This is a genomic window from Streptomyces parvus, assembly GCF_014648875.1.
Lineage (GTDB): Bacteria > Actinomycetota > Actinomycetes > Streptomycetales > Streptomycetaceae > Streptomyces > Streptomyces parvus.
Map to the genome: position 1 here is coordinate 38,466 of NZ_BMRY01000002.1, position 17,144 is coordinate 55,609.

Here is a 17,144-nt window from a genome sequence, read left to right on the forward strand (position 1 = left end):
ATGTCTGCCGCATCGGTCTTCCCACAGCTCGAAGCTCTGCTCCCGCATGTGCAGAAGCCCATCCAGTACGTCGGCGGTGAGCTGAACTCCACCGTCAAGGACTGGGACAGCTGTGACGTCCGCTGGACCCTGATGTACCCCGACGCCTACGAGGTCGGGCTCCCCAACCAGGGCGTCATGATCCTCTACGAGGTACTGAACGAGCGCGAGGGCGTCCTCGCCGAGCGCACGTACAGCGTCTGGCCGGACCTCGAAGAGCTGATGCGCGAGCACGACGTGCCGCAGTTCACCGTGGACAGCCACCGCCCCGTCGGCGCGTTCGACGTCTTCGGCCTCAGCTTCTCCACCGAACTCGGCTACACCAACATGCTCACCGCCCTGGACCTGGCGGGCATCCCGCTGGAGTCCAAGGACCGCACGGTGGACCACCCGATCGTCCTCGCGGGCGGCCACGCGGCCTTCAACCCCGAGCCGATCGCGGACTTCATCGACTGCGCGGTCGTCGGCGACGGCGAGCAGGCGGTCCTGGAGATCACCGAGATCATCCGCGCCTGGAAGGCCGAGGGCCGCCCCGGCGGCCGTGACGAGGTGCTCTTCCGGCTCTCGAAGACCGGCGGCGTCTACGTCCCGCGCTTCTACGACGTCGAGTACCTCCCCGACGGCCGCATCGGCCGCGTCGTGCCCAACCGGTCCGGCGTGCCGTGGCGGGTCTCCAAGCACACGGTGATGGACCTCGACGAGTGGCCCTACCCCAAGCAGCCCCTCGTCCCGCTCGCGGAGACCGTGCACGAGCGGATGTCCGTGGAGATCTTCCGCGGCTGCACCCGCGGCTGCCGTTTCTGCCAGGCCGGCATGATCACGCGCCCCGTGCGGGAGCGAAGCATCACCGGCATCGGCGAAATGGTCGACAAGGGTCTCAAGGCGACCGGCTTCGAGGAGGTCGGCCTCCTCTCGCTCTCCTCCGCCGACCACAGCGAGATCGGTGACATCGCCAAGGGCCTCGCCGACCGCTACACCGACGACAAGATCGGCCTGTCGCTGCCCTCCACCCGCGTCGACGCGTTCAACGTCGACCTGGCCAACGAGCTGACCCGCAACGGGCGCCGCTCCGGTCTCACCTTCGCCCCCGAGGGCGGCTCCGAGCGGATGCGCAAGGTCATCAACAAGATGGTCTCGGAGGAGGACCTGATCCGCACGGTCGCCACCGCGTACGGCAACGGCTGGCGTCAGGTGAAGCTGTACTTCATGTGCGGCCTGCCCACCGAGACCGACGAGGACGTCCTGCAGATCGGCGACATGGCGGTCAACGTCATCGCCAAGGGCCGCGAGGTCTCCGGTCAGAACGACATCCGCTGCACCGTCTCCATCGGCGGGTTCGTCCCCAAGCCGCACACCCCCTTCCAGTGGGCCCCGCAGCTCTCCGCCGAGGACACCGACGCCCGGCTGAAGAAGCTCCGGGACAAGATCCGCGGCGACAAGAAGTACGGCCGCTCCATCGGCTTCCGCTACCACGACGGCAAGCCCGGCATCGTCGAGGGCCTCCTCTCGCGCGGCGACCGCCGTGTCGGCTCCGTCATCCGCGCGGTCTACGAGTCCGGCGGCCGCTTCGACGGCTGGCGCGAGCACTTCAGCTACGACCTCTGGATGAACTGCGCCGAGAAGACGCTCCCCGAGTTCGGCGTCGACGTCGCCTGGTACACCACCCGCGAGCGCACCTACGAGGAGGTCCTGCCCTGGGACCACCTCGACTCCGGCCTGGACAAGGACTGGCTCTGGGAGGACTGGCAGGACGCGCTCGACGAGACCGAGGTCGAGGACTGCCGCTGGACCCCCTGCTTCGACTGCGGCGTCTGCCCGCAGCTCGACCTGGACATCCAGATCGGCCCCACCGGCAAGAAGCTCCTGCCGCTGAGCGTCGTGAACAAGTAGCGCGTTTCCGAACGATCGTCAGGCCCGGTCCGGCAACCCCGGACCGGGCCTGACGCGTCCTTGACGACATGGACTACGGCAAGCACCAGGCGCCCCAGGGATACGAGCCCGGCGAAGGGATCCTGACCACTCTGATCAGGATCCCGGTCCGGATCGTCGTCCTGGTGCTCGTCCTGCCCGCGCGCATGGTCTGGGACGCGCTCACCGCGCTCTGGCACGCCGCCGACCGCGTCCTGCTGCGCCCGCTGGGCCGGGCCCTGGCATGGCTCCTCGACACACTCGTACTCGCCCCGCTGACCTGGCTGTACACCTGGGTCATCGCGCCCCTCGGCAAGGCCGCCGCCTGGCTGGCCGTCGCCCTGTTCATCTGGCCCTGGATCGGGCTGTGGCGGTACGTGATCGTCCCCGTCGCCCGGTACGGGATCGCCGCGCCGGCAGTGTGGCTGTACGCCCACGTCCTCACCCCGCTGGGACACGGCCTGCGGTGGATCGGGACCGCGCTGCTCCTTCCGGCGCTGTACGGCCTCGGCAACGGCATCGGGTGGCTGATCACCGTGCTGCTGATCGTGCCGCTGCGGTTCCTGTGGCGGTACGTGGCCGTTCCTGTGGTGCGATACGGCCTGGTCGTCCCGGTGGTGTGGCTGTACGCCAACGTGCTCACGCCGATCGGCCTGGGCACGGCCTGGCTCCTGAGCAGGCTGTGGCAGGGCACCGCCTGGACCCTGGGCACGCTGTGGCAGGGCACCGCCTGGGTCCTGGCACAGCTCTGGCGGGGGATCGCGGCCACCGGACGCGGGCTCGGCCTGGCGGTCGCCTGGCTGGTCATGACCCTGCTGGTCGCGCCCATCGGCTGGGCGTACCGCCGGATCCTCACCCCGGTCGGCCGGGAGATCGCCGCCGCGTTCGATGTCGCCTGGCGGATCGCCGGGTACGTCTCCCGCGCCGTCGGCCGGGCCCTCGCATGGCTCGCGTGGCATCTGATCGGCGCACCGGTCTCCTGGGCGTACCGCACGGTGTGCACCCCCGTCGGCCACTTCCTGCGCGACGCGGTCTGGGCCCCGGCCCGGCGCGCCGCCGCCGAAGCGGGCCGGGCCGCCCGGGCGGCCCTGACCACCGCCCGGGAAACCGTGCGTCAGGCGCGTCGCGACGCGTGGCGGGCCCTCGTCGGCGCCCCCGCCGCCGAACGGCCTGGGGAACCGCGAGGGATCCCTGCGCGTACTCTGGGTAGTACAACGACTGTCCCCAGCGCGGCGCAGGCGTCCGAGAGCCCTCTGGGCGGCGATCCGTTCGCCAAACAGGGGTGAGCCGGAGCGGCACCCCGGGGGGCCACCCGTATTTCGTGGGCGGCGCGCCACCGCGCCCGCCCCGCACCGAGGAGAAGAACCACTGGGCAAGCGACAGCCCGAAGGCCCGCCGCCCGCACCGGCAGTGCAGCGCATCCGACTGCGCTACACCAAGCGCGGCCGCCTCCGGTTCACCAGCCACCGAGACTTCCAGCGGGCCTTCGAGCGGGCACTGCGCCGCTCCGAGGTGCCGATGGCGTATTCGGCGGGCTTCACGCCCCACCCCAAGGTCTCCTACGCCAATGCCGCACCCACCGGCACGGGCAGCGAGGCGGAGTTCCTGGAGATCGCCCTTACCGAGGCCCGGGACCCCGAGGTCCTGCGCGGACTGCTCGACGCGTCCATGCCGGCCGGCCTCGACATCGTCGACGCGGTCGAGGCCCGCACCTCGGGCCTGGCCGAACGGCTCACCGCCTCCGTCTGGGAGATGCGCCTGGACGGCGTCGACCCCGAGGACGTCCGCACGGCCGTTGCCGCGTTCAACGACGCCGAGACCGTCGAGGTCCAGCGCAAGGCCAAGAACGGCATCCGGACGTTCGACGCCCGCGCCGCCGTCGCCGACCTGCGGGTCGTCGACGCTCCGGCCGATAGGCCGGGTGAGCGGCCCTGTGCGATACTGCGCCTGGTTGTTCGGCACGTGACACCTGCCGTGCGACCCGACGACGTCCTGTCCGGTCTCCGAGCTGTGGCCGACCTGGCGCCGCCCGTTCCCGCTGCGGTGACGAGGCTGGCGCAGGGGCTCTTCGACGAGGAGTCCGGCACGGTGACCGACCCGCTCGCGCCCGACCGCGAGGCCGCCCCGACCGCACATCCCGCGGTCGCCGGGGCAGCCGTCGCGACGGCGCCGGAAGGTGCAGGTTCCGCGTAGGGCGGTCGTTGTAGCGCAGCCCTGTGACCCGGGAGCCACCTGGGTCGGGCCGCGCACTGACCCACAAGACTTTCGCCAGGCCGTACGCACACCGCGTACGGAACCGGCGAGCCAGACATCAGTTCCCGTGCGGCGCCCGCGCCCCGGACGGCGGTATCGCACCACAGCGGACCGAGCCGGACCGGAATCAGACGCGGCGCCCGGGAGCACGACGGGAGAACCGCCCGCATGCCTCAGCCCAACGAACCCGGCACGACCGGGAACAACGAAGAGAACACCCCCGGGGACAAGCTGCCGCCGCGCCGCAGGCGCCGCGCCGCCTCCCGCCCCGCCGGCCCGCCCGGCGGAGCCGTGAGCGCCGCCGAGGACGTCACGCCGGCCATACCGGCCGACGAGTCCGCCGCCCCGGCCGTGGACGACACACCCGACGCCCCGGTCGCCGAGACCGCCCCGCCCGCCCGCACGCGCCGCCGCGCCGTGCGCAAGGCCACCGCGCCCGCGGGCGCCCCCGCGCCGGTGGAGGCGGAGGCCGCCGAGCCCGCCCCGGCCGCCGAGCCCCCCGCGCCGCCCGCCGCCGAGGAGGAGCCCGCCGCACCCGCGCCGCGCACCCGCCGTCGCGCGGTCCGCAAGGCGACGTCACCGGCCGGTGCGCCGCAGGCCGCCGAGACCCTCGCCCCGGTGGTCGAGACCCCGGCCGAGCCCGCTGCGGAATCCGCCGCCGAGGACTCCGAGGAAGAGACCGAGGTCGCCGTGGAGATCCCCGAAGAGGCCCCGGCGCCCCGCCGCCGTCGCGCCTCCCGCAAGGCCACCTCGCCCGCCGGCGCCCCGCAGTCCGCCGAGGCCGCCGTGGTCGTCGAGCCCGCTGCCACCCCCGCTGCCGCGGAGCCCGCACCGGCCGCCGAGCCCGTCGCCCAGCCCGCGGAGGCCGCCGCCCCGCGCGGTCGTACCCGCCGCCGTGCCTCCGCCCCGGCCGGTGCGCCGCAGTCCGCCGAGCCCGTCGCCGAGCCGGTGACCGCGCCGGAGCCGGCCGCCGCCGAATCCGCCGAGACCGAGGCCGCGGAGGAGGCGCCCGCCCCGCGCACCCGCCGCCGCGCGTCCCGCAAGGCGTCCGCGCCCGCCGGAGCGCCGCAGGTCACCGAGGCCGCCGAGAGTGTCGAGGAGCCCGCCGACACCGGCGAGAGCCTGCCCGCCGCCGTCGCCGAGGAGCTCGCCGCCGAGGCGGACGAGGTCGAGGAGGCCGCCCCGCGCGGACGCCAGCGCCGCCGCGCCACCGCTGCCGCCGGCCGCCCCGAGTTCACCGCGAAGACCGAGGAGCCGACCCGCAAGGGCCGCCGTGCGACGCGCCCCGCCGTCGCCGTCTTCCAGGCCCCGGTCTTCGCCGAGCCGATGTTCCAGACCCCCGAGACGGCGGCCGCCGCCGCTGCCGCGGCCGGTTCCTCCGCCGCGTACGACGAGGTGGACGAGTCCGAGGAGCAGACCGCCGAGCAGAGCGCCGCGCCCGCCGAGGCCGCGCCGCAGGGTGGTTCGCGCCGCCGTCGCCGCCGCCGTGGCGAGGCCGAGGTGACCGAGCAGGCCGCCGAGACCACCGCCCCGGCCGAGGCGCCCGCCGAGCAGACCGCCGACGAGGCCCCCGAGGCCGAGGCGGAGGAGCACGAGGGCGAGGACACCGACGAGTACGGTGACCGCCCTTCGCGCCGCCGCCGTCGTGGTGGCCGCCGTCGCCGTCGTGGCGAGGCCAACGACACGGACGACGAGCAGACCACCGAGGACGCGTCCGCGCCCGCCCGTGCCGAGGAGTCCCGCTCCGAGGACGAGCAGGACGGCGGCCGTGACCAGGCCCAGGACTCCGCCGAGGAGAGCGACGAGGACGACGACTCCTCGGCGTCCTCCTCCAGCAGCAGCTCCCGTCGCCGCCGCCGTCGCCGTCGCCGCAGTGGTGACGCCGCCGTCGACACCGACAACGGTTCCGACGATCCGGAACGTACGGTCGTCAAGGTCCGTGAGCCGCGCAAGAAGGAGGAGCGCGAGCCGGGCACCGGCTTCGACGAGGTCCAGTCCATCAAGGGCTCGACCCGGATGGAGGCCAAGAAGCAGCGCCGCCGCGAGGGCCGCGAGCAGGGCCGCCGCCGGGTCCCGATCATCACCGAGGCGGAGTTCCTCGCCCGCCGCGAGGCCGTCGAGCGCGTGATGGTCGTCCGCCAGAACGGCGAGCGCACCCAGATCGGCGTCCTCGAGGACAACGTGCTCGTCGAGCACTACGTCAACAAGGAGCAGGCCACCAGCTACGTCGGCAACGTCTACCTGGGCAAGGTCCAGAACGTGCTGCCGTCCATGGAGGCCGCCTTCGTCGACATCGGCAAGGGCCGCAACGCCGTCCTGTACGCCGGTGAGGTCAACTTCGAGGCGCTCGGCATGGCCCACGGGCCGCGCCGCATCGAGACCGCGCTCAAGTCCGGCCAGTCGGTCCTGGTCCAGGTGACCAAGGACCCGATCGGCCACAAGGGCGCGCGTCTCACCAGCCAGGTCTCCCTGCCCGGCCGCTACCTGGTCTACGTGCCCGAGGGCTCGATGACCGGGATCAGCCGCAAGCTGCCCGACACCGAGCGCTCCCGCCTCAAGACCATCCTCAAGAAGATCGTCCCCGAGGACGCGGGCGTCATCGTGCGCACCGCCGCCGAGGGCGCGAGCGAGGACGAGCTGCGCCGTGACGTCGAGCGGCTCCAGCAGCAGTGGGAGGACATCCAGAAGAAGGCGAAGGGCACCAGCGGCTCCAACGCGCCGACGCTGCTCTACGGCGAGCCGGACATGACCGTCCGGGTTGTCCGCGACATCTTCAACGAGGACTTCTCCAAGGTCATCGTCAGCGGCGACGACGCGTGGGAGACCATCCACGGGTACGTCTCGCACGTCGCGCCGGACCTCACCGAGCGGCTCTCCCGCTGGACCTCCGAGGTCGACGTCTTCGCGACGTACCGCATCGACGAGCAGCTGATGAAGGCGCTGGACCGCAAGGTCTACCTGCCCAGCGGTGGTTCGCTGGTGATCGACAAGACCGAGGCGATGGTCGTCGTCGACGTCAACACCGGCAAGTTCACCGGCCAGGGCGGCAACCTGGAGGAGACCGTCACCAGGAACAACCTGGAGGCGGCCGAGGAGATCGTGCGCCAGCTGCGGCTGCGTGACCTCGGCGGCATCGTCGTCGTCGACTTCATCGACATGGTGCTGGAGTCCAACCGGGACCTCGTGCTGCGGCGCCTCCTGGAGTGCCTGGGCCGCGACCGCACCAAGCACCAGGTCGCCGAGGTCACCTCGCTGGGCCTGGTCCAGATGACCCGCAAGCGGGTGGGCCAGGGTCTGCTGGAGTCCTTCTCCGAGACCTGCGTCCACTGCAACGGCCGCGGTGTCATCGTCCACATGGAGCAGCCGGCGTCCGTCGGCGGCGGTGGCGGCGGCAAGAAGTCCAAGAAGCGCCGTGGCGGCGCGGGCCAGGACCACGAGCACACCCACGACCACGAGCACGGCTCCGACGCCCACGCGTCCGCCGAGCCCGTGGAGACGGAGACCGAGGCCGAACTGGCCGCCGAGGTCGCCGCCCCGGTGGCCGTGGAGCCCGCGGTCAGGGAGGACGACGAGTTCTACGGCAGCCCCGCCGAGGCCGAGGCGGCAGCCTCGCGCCGTGGCCGCCGCCGGGCCTCCCGCAAGGCGTCCGCCCCGGCCGGCGCCCCGAAGGCCGAGGCGCCCGCCCCGGTCGTGGAGGCTCCCGCTGCCGAGGTCGCCGAGGCCCCCGCCGCGGAGGTCGCGGAGACCCCCGAGACCGCCGACACCCCCGAGGCTCCGGCCGAGGCCGCGCCCCAGGGCCGTACGCGCCGTCGGGCCACCCGTAAGGCCACCGCCCCGGCGGGTTCGCCGAAGCAGGCCGAAGCGGCGGAGCCGGTGCAGCCGGCCGAGCCCAGCGCGGACCCGGTCGCGGTCGAGGACCCGGTCGTCGAGGCGCCCGCCGCCGAGACCCCCGCCGCCGAGGCCCCGGCGGAGCAGGCCCCCGAGGCCGAGGCCCCCGTGGCCGCCCCGCCGCGTGCCCGCCGCCGTGTGACCCGCAAGGTCACCGCTCCGGCGGGCTCGCCCACCGGGTCGGACGACGCGGAGATCGTCGTGGTCGCTCCGGCGCCCGAGGCGAAGGAGTCCGAGGAATCCGCGGAGTCCGGAGCAACGGACGCCGCAACGGCTGATTCCGAGGCGGCGGAGCCGGCCCCGGCGAAGAAGACGGCCCGCAAGACCGCCGCCAAGAAGGCCCCGGCGAAGAAGGCGGCGGCCAAGAAGACCGCAGCGAAGAAGACCGCCGCAAAGAAGACGACGGCGAAGACGGCCGCGAAGAAGGCGACGAAGAAGACCGTCGCCGCCGAGCAGTCGTCGCCGTCCGTGACGGTCAACGCGCCCTCGGCGGGGGGCGAGTCGTCGGCGAGCTGACGAAGCCGTAACCGGTTGTTCACTTCAGGTGTCCCGCTCCGAGCACACGGGGGCGGGACACCTGCTTTGTTTCAGAACTGATGCAAGCACCGGTTAACGAGCCCGAAATGGGTCGAGAAATCCCTGATAATGTGACGACGGTTGCCATACTTGTGAGGTTTCTTTGCGAAACTCACAGACGGTGACGAGGCCCGGCGGTGATTTCGGCCGGGCCGGATTCCTCGGCAGGGCGTCGGCATGGTGCCGGTGGGGTTACGCGCGACCTCGTAGGGCGTCCCGCACCTCAAGAGCTCTGCCTGGTAACGAGCTCTTGCGGTGTTCAAGGAGGACGTTCATGTCGAGCATCAACGAGCAGCCGATCCCTGCTGCCCGCCCCGTCATCGGGGAAGACGAGATCGAGGCCGCGGTACGCGTACTGCGCAGCGGTCGCGTCGTGCAGGGCCCGGAGGTCGCGGCCTTCGAGGAAGGCTTCTCGCGGCTGGTCGACGACCGCCACTGCGTCGCCGTCAACTCGGGCACCTCGGCCCTGCACCTGCTGTTGCTGGCCCTCGGCATCGGCCCCGGCGACGAGGTGATCGTCCCTTCCTTCTCCTTCGCCGCCTCCGCCAACGCCGTCCGCCTGGTCGGTGCCGACGTGGTGTTCGCCGACATCGAGCCCGGCAGCTTCGGCCTCGACCCGGCCGCCGTCGAAGCCGCGATCACCCCGCGCACCGCCGCGATCATGCCGGTGCACCTCTACGGCCACCCCGCCGCGATGGACAGGCTCATGCCCATCGCCGAGAAGCACGGGCTCGCCGTGGTCGAGGACGCCTGCCAGGCCCACGCGGCGGCGCTGAACGGCACCCCGGTCGGCGCGTTCGGCGCGGGCGGCACCTTCAGCTTCTACCCGACCAAGAACATGCACTCCCTCGAAGGCGGCATGGTCTCCACGGCCGACGCCGAACTGGCCCGCACCCTGCGCCTGCTGCGCAACCAGGGCATGGAGCAGCGCTACGCCAACGAGATCGTCGGCGCCAACATGCGGATGACCGACGTGTCCGCGGCCGTCGGCCGCGTACAGCTGGGCAAGCTGGAGGGCTGGACCGAGCAGCGCCGCGCCAACGCCGCGTACCTCGACGCCCACATCACGGCCCCGGCCGTCACCACGCCGCCGGTCGCCGAGGGCGCGCGGCACATCTACCACCAGTACACCGTGCGCATCCGGGGCGACCGGGACGCCGCGATGGCGAAGCTCACCGAGGCGGGCGTCGGCAACGCGGTCTACTACCCGACGCCGATCCACCGCCTGAAGCCCTACTGGGAGCCGGACCAGAAGGCGGGCCGCACCTGGGACCTGCCCGAGACCGAGAAGGCCGCCGCCGAAGTCGTCTCGCTGCCCGTCCACCCCTCGCTCACCCAGGGCGACCTGGAACGCGTCGTCGCCGCCGTGAACGACCTCGGGGAGAACCTGTGACCGCCGTACTCAAGGCCGGGCTCGTCGGCCTCGGCTCCATGGGCCGCCACCACGCCCGCGTCCTCGCGAGCCTGGAGGGCGTCGAACTGGTCGGCGTCGTCGACCCGATGGGCGACAAGAACGGCTGGGCCCAGGGCGCACCCGTGCTCTCCACCGTCGAGGAGCTCATCGCCCTCGGCATCGACTACGCCGTCGTGGCCTGCCCGACCGCGCTGCACGAGGAGGTCGGCCTCCAGCTCGCCGACGCCGGTGTCGGCGCCCTGATCGAGAAGCCGCTCGCCGACACCGTCGAGGGCGCCCGTCGCCTCGTCGACGCCTTCGAGTCGCGCGGCCTGGTCGCAGGCGTCGGCCACATCGAACGCTGCAACCCCGCCCTGCTCTCGCTCCGCGCCCGCCTGGAGGCCGGCGAGCTGGGCGACGTCTACCAGGTCGTCACCCGCCGCCAGGGCCCCTTCCCGCACCGGATCGCCGACGTCGGCGTGGTCAAGGACCTGGCCACCCACGACATCGATCTGACGGGCTGGGTCACCGGCCAGACATACACGTCGATCGCCGCGCACACCGTCTCCAAGTCGGGCCGCCCGCACGAGGACATGGTCTCCGCGGTGGGCCAGCTGTCGGACGGCACGATGGTCAACCACCTGGTCAACTGGCTCAGCCCGCTCAAGGAACGGTTCACCTCGGTCACCGGCGAGCGCGGCTGCTTCATCGCCGACACCCTCACCGCCGACCTCACGTTCCACTCGAACGCCGCGGTCGCCACCGAGTGGGAGGCACTGCGCGCCTTCCGCGGGGTCGCCGAGGGCGACATGATCCGCTACGCCATCCCCAAGCGCGAGCCGCTGCTTGTCGAGCACGAGCTGTTCCGCGACGCTGTGCAGGGCAAGCCCGCCGACATCTGCACGCTGCGGCAGGGGCTGCGTACCGTCGAGGTGGCGACATCGCTGCTCGACTCGGCCAACCGTGGCCAGACCGTCGTATTCGAGACAGGAGAGCCTGCCCGCCATGGCGAATGACAGCTCGGCCGCGAGGCCGGAGCGTAGTCCCCGGGGAAAGATCGTCATGCTCGTCGACAACGGCGTCAACGGCGATTCCCGGGTGCAGAAGGAAGCCCGCTCGGCGGCGGAGGCCGGGTGGGACGTGGTGCTTCTGGGTAAGTCGCCCACCAAGAAGTCCCAGAAGTGGTGGCTCGGCGATGCCGAGGTCCGCCTGCTGCATGTGCCCACGCCCATGCACCGGCGCCGTCACGAGTACCGCAGGGCCGTTCTGCGTTCGCCTCTCGCGTATCCGCCCGGTCCGCTCGCGGAATACCGCAAGCAGCGGATGAAGGCGTGGCGCGCCGAGCTGAACGTCCGAAGCGTGGAGGCCAAGCGCAACGGTTCCTCGCTCGGTGTCGCGCGTCTGGTGCCGCCGCGTCTGCTGGCGAAGGCGCTGAGCAAGTGGGTCCGCGTCCGGGCCGGCCGCACGGAGGCGCTCGCGCACCGCCGCAAGAGCATGGACTCCCCGCTGGACCGCTTCACCACGGCCTTCTGGGTCCGCACCATGGGCGACCGGGCATGGCGGCGTCTCGACCCGGCCCTGTGGGACTTCGAGCTGGCGTACGGGAAGGTCATCGACCGGCTCGAACCCGACGTGATTCACGCGAACGACTTCCGGATGCTCGGCGTGGGCGCGCGGGCGAAGCTGCGCGCCGAGGCCAAGGGCCGCAAGGTCAAGCTCCTCTGGGACGTGCACGAGTTCCTGCCTGGCATCAAGCCGTGGAACCCCCACCCACGTTGGCACATCGCGCAGTGCGGGCACGAGCGGGAGTACGCCAAGTACGCCGACGCCGTTACCACGGTCTCCGGCACCCTGGCGGAGATGCTGGTCGAGCGCCACGGTCTGAAGACCCTGCCGGAGGTCGTGCTGAACGCCCCGGACGCCGAGGTCTCCGCGGAGCAGGCCGCGGAGCCGGTGCCCGACCTGCGCGAACTGTGCGGTATCGGCCCGGACGTTCCGCTGGCGGTCTACAGCGGTGCCGCGGCCCCGCAGCGGGGTCTCGACATCATGGTCGAGGGGCTGCCCCAGCTCCCCGGTACGCACGTGGCCTTCGTCGTCCTGCGGCCGAACTCGGCCTACATGCAGGAACTCAAGGAACGAGCCGCCGAACTCGGCGTCTCGGACCGGCTGCACATCCTCCCGTACGTGCCGCACTACCAGGTGGTCCCGTTCCTGTCCGCGGCCAGCGTGGGCGTCATCCCGATCCACCACTGGCCGAACCACGAGATCGCCCTGATCACCAAGTTCTTCGAGTACTCCCATGCTTGTCTGCCGTTCGTCGTGAGTGACGTCAAGACGATGGGGGAGATGGTCGCCCGGACCGGTCAGGGCGAGGTGTTCACCGCCGAGGACGTCTCCGACTACGTAGGGGCGGTCAAGTCGGTGCTCGCCGACCCCGCTAAGTATCGTGCCGCCTACGCCCGCGAAGGCCTGCTGGAAAACTGGACCTGGGAGGCGCAGGCCGAGGTCCTGGACGGCGTGTACGCGCGACTCACCGGTGCCGAGCCGGTGAAGGCGCAACAGTCGGACTCCCAGGTGATGGCATGAGACGAGAGCCTGACGTCACCGTCGTCGTCGCCGTCTACAACACCATGCCGTACCTCACGGAGTGCCTGGACTCGCTGATCCGGCAGAGCATCGGCCTGGAGCGGCTGGAGGTCGTGGCCGTCGACGACGGGTCGACCGACGGGAGCGGCACCGAGCTCGACCGGTACGCCGAGCGGTACCCCGACGTGGTGAAGGTGCTCCACCAGCCGAACTCGGGAGGCCCCGCCGCGCCCAGCAACCGGGCGCTGGACGTGGCCACCGGCCGTTTCGTCTACTTCATAGGGGCGGACGACCACCTCGGCGAAGAGGCGCTGGAGCGGATGGTCTCCGCCGCCGACGCCAACGGGTCCGACGTGGTCGTCGGGAAGATGGTCGGCACGAACGGCCGGTACGTCCACCAGAAGCTGTACGACGGGAACCACCCCGACGTCAGCCTCTACGACTCGGCGCTGCCCTTCACCCTGGCCAACACCAAGCTCTTCCGCCGCGAGCTGGTGGAGAAGCACAGCCTCCGCTTCCCCGAGGACATGCCGGTCGGCAGCGACCAGCCATTCACCATCGAGGCATGCGTACGGGCCCGGAGGATCTCCGTCGTCTCCGACTACACCTGCTACTACGCGGTCAAGCGCGGCGACGCCAGCAACATCACCTACCGGGCGAACCACCTGGCCCGGCTCCGCTGTGTCCAGCGGATCATGGAGCACACGGCCGCGCTGATCCCCGCAGGTCCCCGGCGCGACGCCGTGTTCAAGCGGCACTTCGACTGGGAGCTGACCAAGCTCCTGCAGAAGGACTTTCCCGCGCTCGACGCCGACACCCGCCGCCAGTTGTGCGAGGGCGTCGGCGCACTGGTGGACGCCTACTTCACCGACGGCCTGCGCGACGGCACCGGGGTCAAGCGCCGGGCACGCTTCGGTCTCGCCCGCAGCGGGGCCGTCGAGGAGCTCACCCGCGCCATCGCGGAGGAGACGGAGCACGGAGCGCCGCCCTTCCTGCTGGAGGGTGACCGCGCCTTCGCCACCTACCCCGGATTCAGGGACCCGGCCGTCGGCCTCGACGACCGTTACTACGAGGTGCTCGGCGAGACGGTGACCGGCCGCCTCTCCGCCGGTACGCGCCTGGAGTCGACCGACTGGGACCAGCACGGCACGGAGCTGTCCTGCGTCGTGAAGCTGCGGGCCGTCATCACCGGGGACACCTCCTCCGCCGTCGTCGCCCTGGCCCAGAGGGCTATGCCCCAGAGCGCCGACAAGACCGGTGCACGCAAGCTGCCGGCGGACGCCCCGAGCCCCCGGCGCGCCGGCACACTCACCGCCGACGCCGCCCAGGACGGCGGCACTCTGCTGACCGCCCGCATCCCGCTGGCGGCCGCCCGGTCGAAGAGGGGTGTTCGCCTCTACGTGGACGTGGCGGGCTCGACGTACGAGATTCCCGTCCGCACCGATGGGCAGCCGATGCCGCTGGCACGCCGCTGGGGGAGCGACGAGCCCCACCGCGTGGCAGCGAGTACCAACAGCAAAGGCCGTCTCGTGATCACGACGGCGCCCCTGCGGGAACCGAAGTCCGGCGTCGGCGCACGGCTGCGCCGAACGCTGTCCAGGTCGAAGAGGAAGTAACCCGATGAACATCTGTGTAGTCGCGCTCGGCAAGATCGGGCTTCCGCTCGCCGTGCAGTTCGCCGCCAAGGGTCACAAGGTCATCGGCGCCGACGTCAACGAGAAGGTCGTCGAACTCGTCAACGCGGCCACCGAGCCGTTCCCCGGCGAGCACGACCTGGACGTCAAGCTGAAGGAGACGGTCGGCGCGGGCCTGCTCTCCGCGACGACGGACACCACGGCCGCGGTCGCCGCGTCCGACGCCGTAGTGGTCGTCGTCCCGCTCTTCGTGGACGCCGAGGGCACCCCGGACTTCGGCTGGATGGACGCCGCCACCAAGGCCATCGCGGCCGGCCTCAAGCCCGGCACCCTGGTCAGCTACGAGACCACGCTCCCGGTCGGCACCACCCGTACCCGCTGGGCGCCGATGCTGGCCGAGGGCTCGGGCCTGACCCCCGGCGAGGACTTCCACCTGGTCTTCTCGCCGGAGCGGGTGCTCACCGGCCGGGTCTTCGCCGACCTGCGCCGCTACCCCAAGCTCGTCGGCGGCATCGACGAGGCGTCCTCCGCCGCGGGCGTCGCCTTCTACGAGGCCGTCCTCGACTTCGACGAGCGCGAGGACCTGCCCCGCCCGAACGGCGTCTGGGACCTCGGCACGGCGGAGGCCTCCGAGCTGGCGAAGCTCGCCGAGACCACCTACCGCGACGTCAACATCGGTCTGGCCAACCAGTTCGCCCGGTTCGCCGACCAGAACGACATCGACGTCAAGAAGGTCATCGAGGCCTGCAACAGCCAGCCGTACAGCCACATCCACCAGCCCGGCATCGCCGTGGGCGGCCACTGCATCCCGATCTACCCGCGGATGTACCTGTGGAACGACCCGGAGGCGACCGTCGTGCGTTCGGCCCGTGAGGCCAACGCCGCGATGCCCGCCTACGCCGTGGATCTACTGGCCGCCGCCTACGGCGACCTGGACGGCGCCGGGGTCCTGGTGCTGGGCGCGGCCTACCGCGGCGGCGTCAAGGAGACCGCGTTCTCCGGTGTCTTCGGCGTCGTCGAGGCCCTGAAGGCGCGCGGCGCGGTGCCGTTCGTCTCGGACCCGATGTACACCCCCGAGGAGTTGACCGCTCTGGGTCTCGTCCCGCACGAGGGCCAGGCCGTCACCGCCGCGGTCCTCCAAGCCGACCATGCCGAGTACCGCGAGCTTGCTGCCGCGGACCTCCCGGACGTCCGCGTCCTGGTCGACGGCCGCCGCTCGACGGACCCGGCCAACTGGGCCGGCGTGCGCCGCGTCGTCATCGGCGGCTGAGCCGTCCGAAGACACGGTGAGGGCGGGCGTCCGACCGGACGCCCGCCCTCACCGTGTGCTCCGCGATGTCGTCGGAGGCGTATCTCAACGCTCGGACAGCACGCCGTCTTTCTCCTCGTACACCGCCCCGCTCTGCGGGCACTCCCAGACTCCCGGCTCGCCCTCGCGTGCGGCGAGGCGGACCCCGCTCCGGCCGACCCAGCCGATCTGCCGTGCGGGCACACCGACGACCAGGGCGAAGTCCGGCACGTCCTTGGTGACCACGGCACCGGCCGCGACCATCGCCCACCGGCCGATACGGACCGGCGCGACGCAGACCGAGCGGGCGCCGAGCGACGCGCCCTCGGCGACCTTCACGCCGACGGCCTCCCAGTCGCCGCCACGCTTCTGCTTGCCGTCCGGGTCGACCGATCGCGGGTTGTGGTCGTTCGTGAGGACGACGGCGGGTCCGACGAAGACGCCGTCACCGAGCTCTGCGGGCTCGTACACCAGGGCGTAGTTCTGCAGCTTCACGTTGTCACCGATGCGCACCCCGGTGCCGACGTAGGCACCCCGGCCGACGACGCAGCCCTCGCCGAGCCTGGCTCCCTCGCGGATCTGCGCCAGCTCCCAGACGCTGGAGCCGTCCCCGATCTCGGCGGTCTCGTCGACCTGGGCGGTGGGCTGGACCCTGTAGTTCACGGCATGCCTTTCGGAGAGCTGATGCGCCCGGAAAGCATAAGGCGGGCGGCTCGCCGGCCCCGGCCCGCGGGCCCTGCCTCCGGTCCCTCGACCCGGTTTGACCCCCACACCCCGGCCCCGTAACCTTGACCCTCGGTGTGTTTCCTTAACGCGCCTACCCCTGAGCACATCCCTCCCGGTAACGGTCGGTGTTCGCGCCGTCCGCCAGGAGAGGCCGCTCATCCTTCCGGATCGACACGGGCCCCGGCCCGTGCGGGCGGCTGGCATCAGGGGTTCCGTTCCGAGCGAGAGAGAGATCCGCGTGTACGCCATCGTGCGCAGCGGTGGTCGCCAGCACAAGGTTGCTGTCGGCGACATCGTTGAGGTTGACAAGATTTCCACTGCCAAGGTTGGCGACACGGTCGAGCTCTCGACCCTGCTCGTTGTCGACGGTGACTCGGTCACCAGCGACCCGTGGGTGCTGGACGGCATCAAGGTCACGGCCGAGATCGTGGACCACCACAAGGGCGCGAAGATCGACATCCTTCGCTACAAGAACAAGACCGGCTACCGCCGCCGCCAGGGTCACCGCCAGCAGTACACGGCGATCAAGGTCACCGGTATCCCCACGGCTGCGAAGTAAGGGACTGAGAACACATGGCACACAAGAAGGGCGCATCGTCCACTCGGAACGGGCGCGATTCCAATGCTCAGCGGCTCGGCGTGAAGCGCTTCGGCGGTCAGGCCGTCAACGCCGGTGAGATCCTGGTCCGCCAGCGCGGCACCCACTTCCACCCCGGCGCGGGCGTCGGCCGTGGCGGCGACGACACGCTGTTCGCGCTGACCGCCGGTGCGGTGGAGTTCGGCACGCACCGCGGCCGCAAGGTCGTGAACATCGTTCCGCTCGCCGTCTGAGTCTCTCGACGCGCGCAGAACG

12 protein-coding genes are annotated in these 17,144 nt (G+C 71.7%); 11 read left to right on the top strand and 1 reads right to left on the bottom strand.

Translation table 11 applies throughout. From position 1 onward, the window contains the following. The 9 genes from IE140_RS06350 (at position 1) to IE140_RS06390 (ending at position 15,547) form a co-directional block, all read left to right on the top strand. Positions 1-1,929, top strand: a complete 1,929-nt coding sequence (locus tag IE140_RS06350) for a TIGR03960 family B12-binding radical SAM protein (protein WP_032762087.1) — start codon at positions 1-3, stop codon at positions 1,927-1,929. A gap of 68 nt (positions 1,930-1,997) precedes the next feature. Further along, the gene (locus IE140_RS06355; protein WP_150194967.1) at positions 1,998-3,233 is read left to right on the top strand and encodes a hypothetical protein; all 1,236 of its coding nucleotides are present in this window, start codon (positions 1,998-2,000) and stop codon (positions 3,231-3,233) included. 124 nt (positions 3,234-3,357) lie between these two features. Further along, positions 3,358-4,140 (top strand): TIGR03936 family radical SAM-associated protein, encoded by a 783-nt coding sequence (locus IE140_RS06360; protein ID WP_006124399.1) that lies wholly within the window; start codon positions 3,358-3,360, stop codon positions 4,138-4,140. Between the two features lie 228 nt (positions 4,141-4,368). Then, complete coding sequence (locus IE140_RS06365) at positions 4,369-8,604, top strand: Rne/Rng family ribonuclease (protein WP_189460178.1); 4,236 nt, start codon at positions 4,369-4,371, stop codon at positions 8,602-8,604. Between the two features lie 334 nt (positions 8,605-8,938). Continuing rightward, positions 8,939-10,057, top strand: a complete 1,119-nt coding sequence (locus tag IE140_RS06370; RefSeq protein WP_189460180.1) for a DegT/DnrJ/EryC1/StrS family aminotransferase — start codon at positions 8,939-8,941, stop codon at positions 10,055-10,057. Beyond that, a complete protein-coding gene (locus tag IE140_RS06375; protein ID WP_093441647.1) occupies positions 10,054-11,073 on the top strand; it encodes a Gfo/Idh/MocA family protein in 1,020 nt (339 codons plus the stop codon). Before IE140_RS06370 ends, IE140_RS06375 begins: the two co-directional genes overlap by 4 nt. Positions 11,074-11,119: 46 nt before the next feature. Next, a complete protein-coding gene (locus tag IE140_RS06380) occupies positions 11,120-12,643 on the top strand; it encodes a glycosyltransferase family 4 protein (protein WP_229826713.1) in 1,524 nt (507 codons plus the stop codon). Further along, on the top strand, positions 12,640-14,259 hold the full coding sequence (locus IE140_RS06385) for a glycosyltransferase family 2 protein (RefSeq protein ID WP_150196542.1): 1,620 nt from the start codon (positions 12,640-12,642) through the stop codon (positions 14,257-14,259). The genes IE140_RS06380 and IE140_RS06385 overlap by 4 nt, the downstream gene beginning before the upstream one ends. A gap of 4 nt (positions 14,260-14,263) precedes the next feature. Further along, positions 14,264-15,547: a nucleotide sugar dehydrogenase gene (locus tag IE140_RS06390; RefSeq protein WP_150196543.1), complete on the top strand. Its 1,284-nt coding sequence runs from the start codon at positions 14,264-14,266 to the stop codon at positions 15,545-15,547. Between the two features lie 84 nt (positions 15,548-15,631). Here IE140_RS06390 and IE140_RS06395 read toward each other — a convergent pair whose 3' ends face one another. Further along, positions 15,632-16,228 (bottom strand): acyltransferase, encoded by a 597-nt coding sequence (locus IE140_RS06395; RefSeq protein ID WP_093441656.1) that lies wholly within the window; start codon positions 16,226-16,228, stop codon positions 15,632-15,634. 301 nt (positions 16,229-16,529) lie between these two features. Between IE140_RS06395 and rplU the strand changes: the two genes are divergently transcribed. Together rplU and rpmA are read left to right on the top strand one after the other, a co-directional pair. Beyond that, entirely contained in the window at positions 16,530-16,850 is a 321-nt protein-coding gene (gene rplU / locus IE140_RS06400) for a 50S ribosomal protein L21 (RefSeq protein WP_006124389.1), read from the top strand. A 14-nt stretch (positions 16,851-16,864) separates the two neighbouring features. Further along, a complete protein-coding gene (rpmA, locus tag IE140_RS06405; RefSeq protein ID WP_006124388.1) occupies positions 16,865-17,122 on the top strand; it encodes a 50S ribosomal protein L27 in 258 nt (85 codons plus the stop codon). Positions 17,123-17,144: the final 22 nt, after the last annotated feature.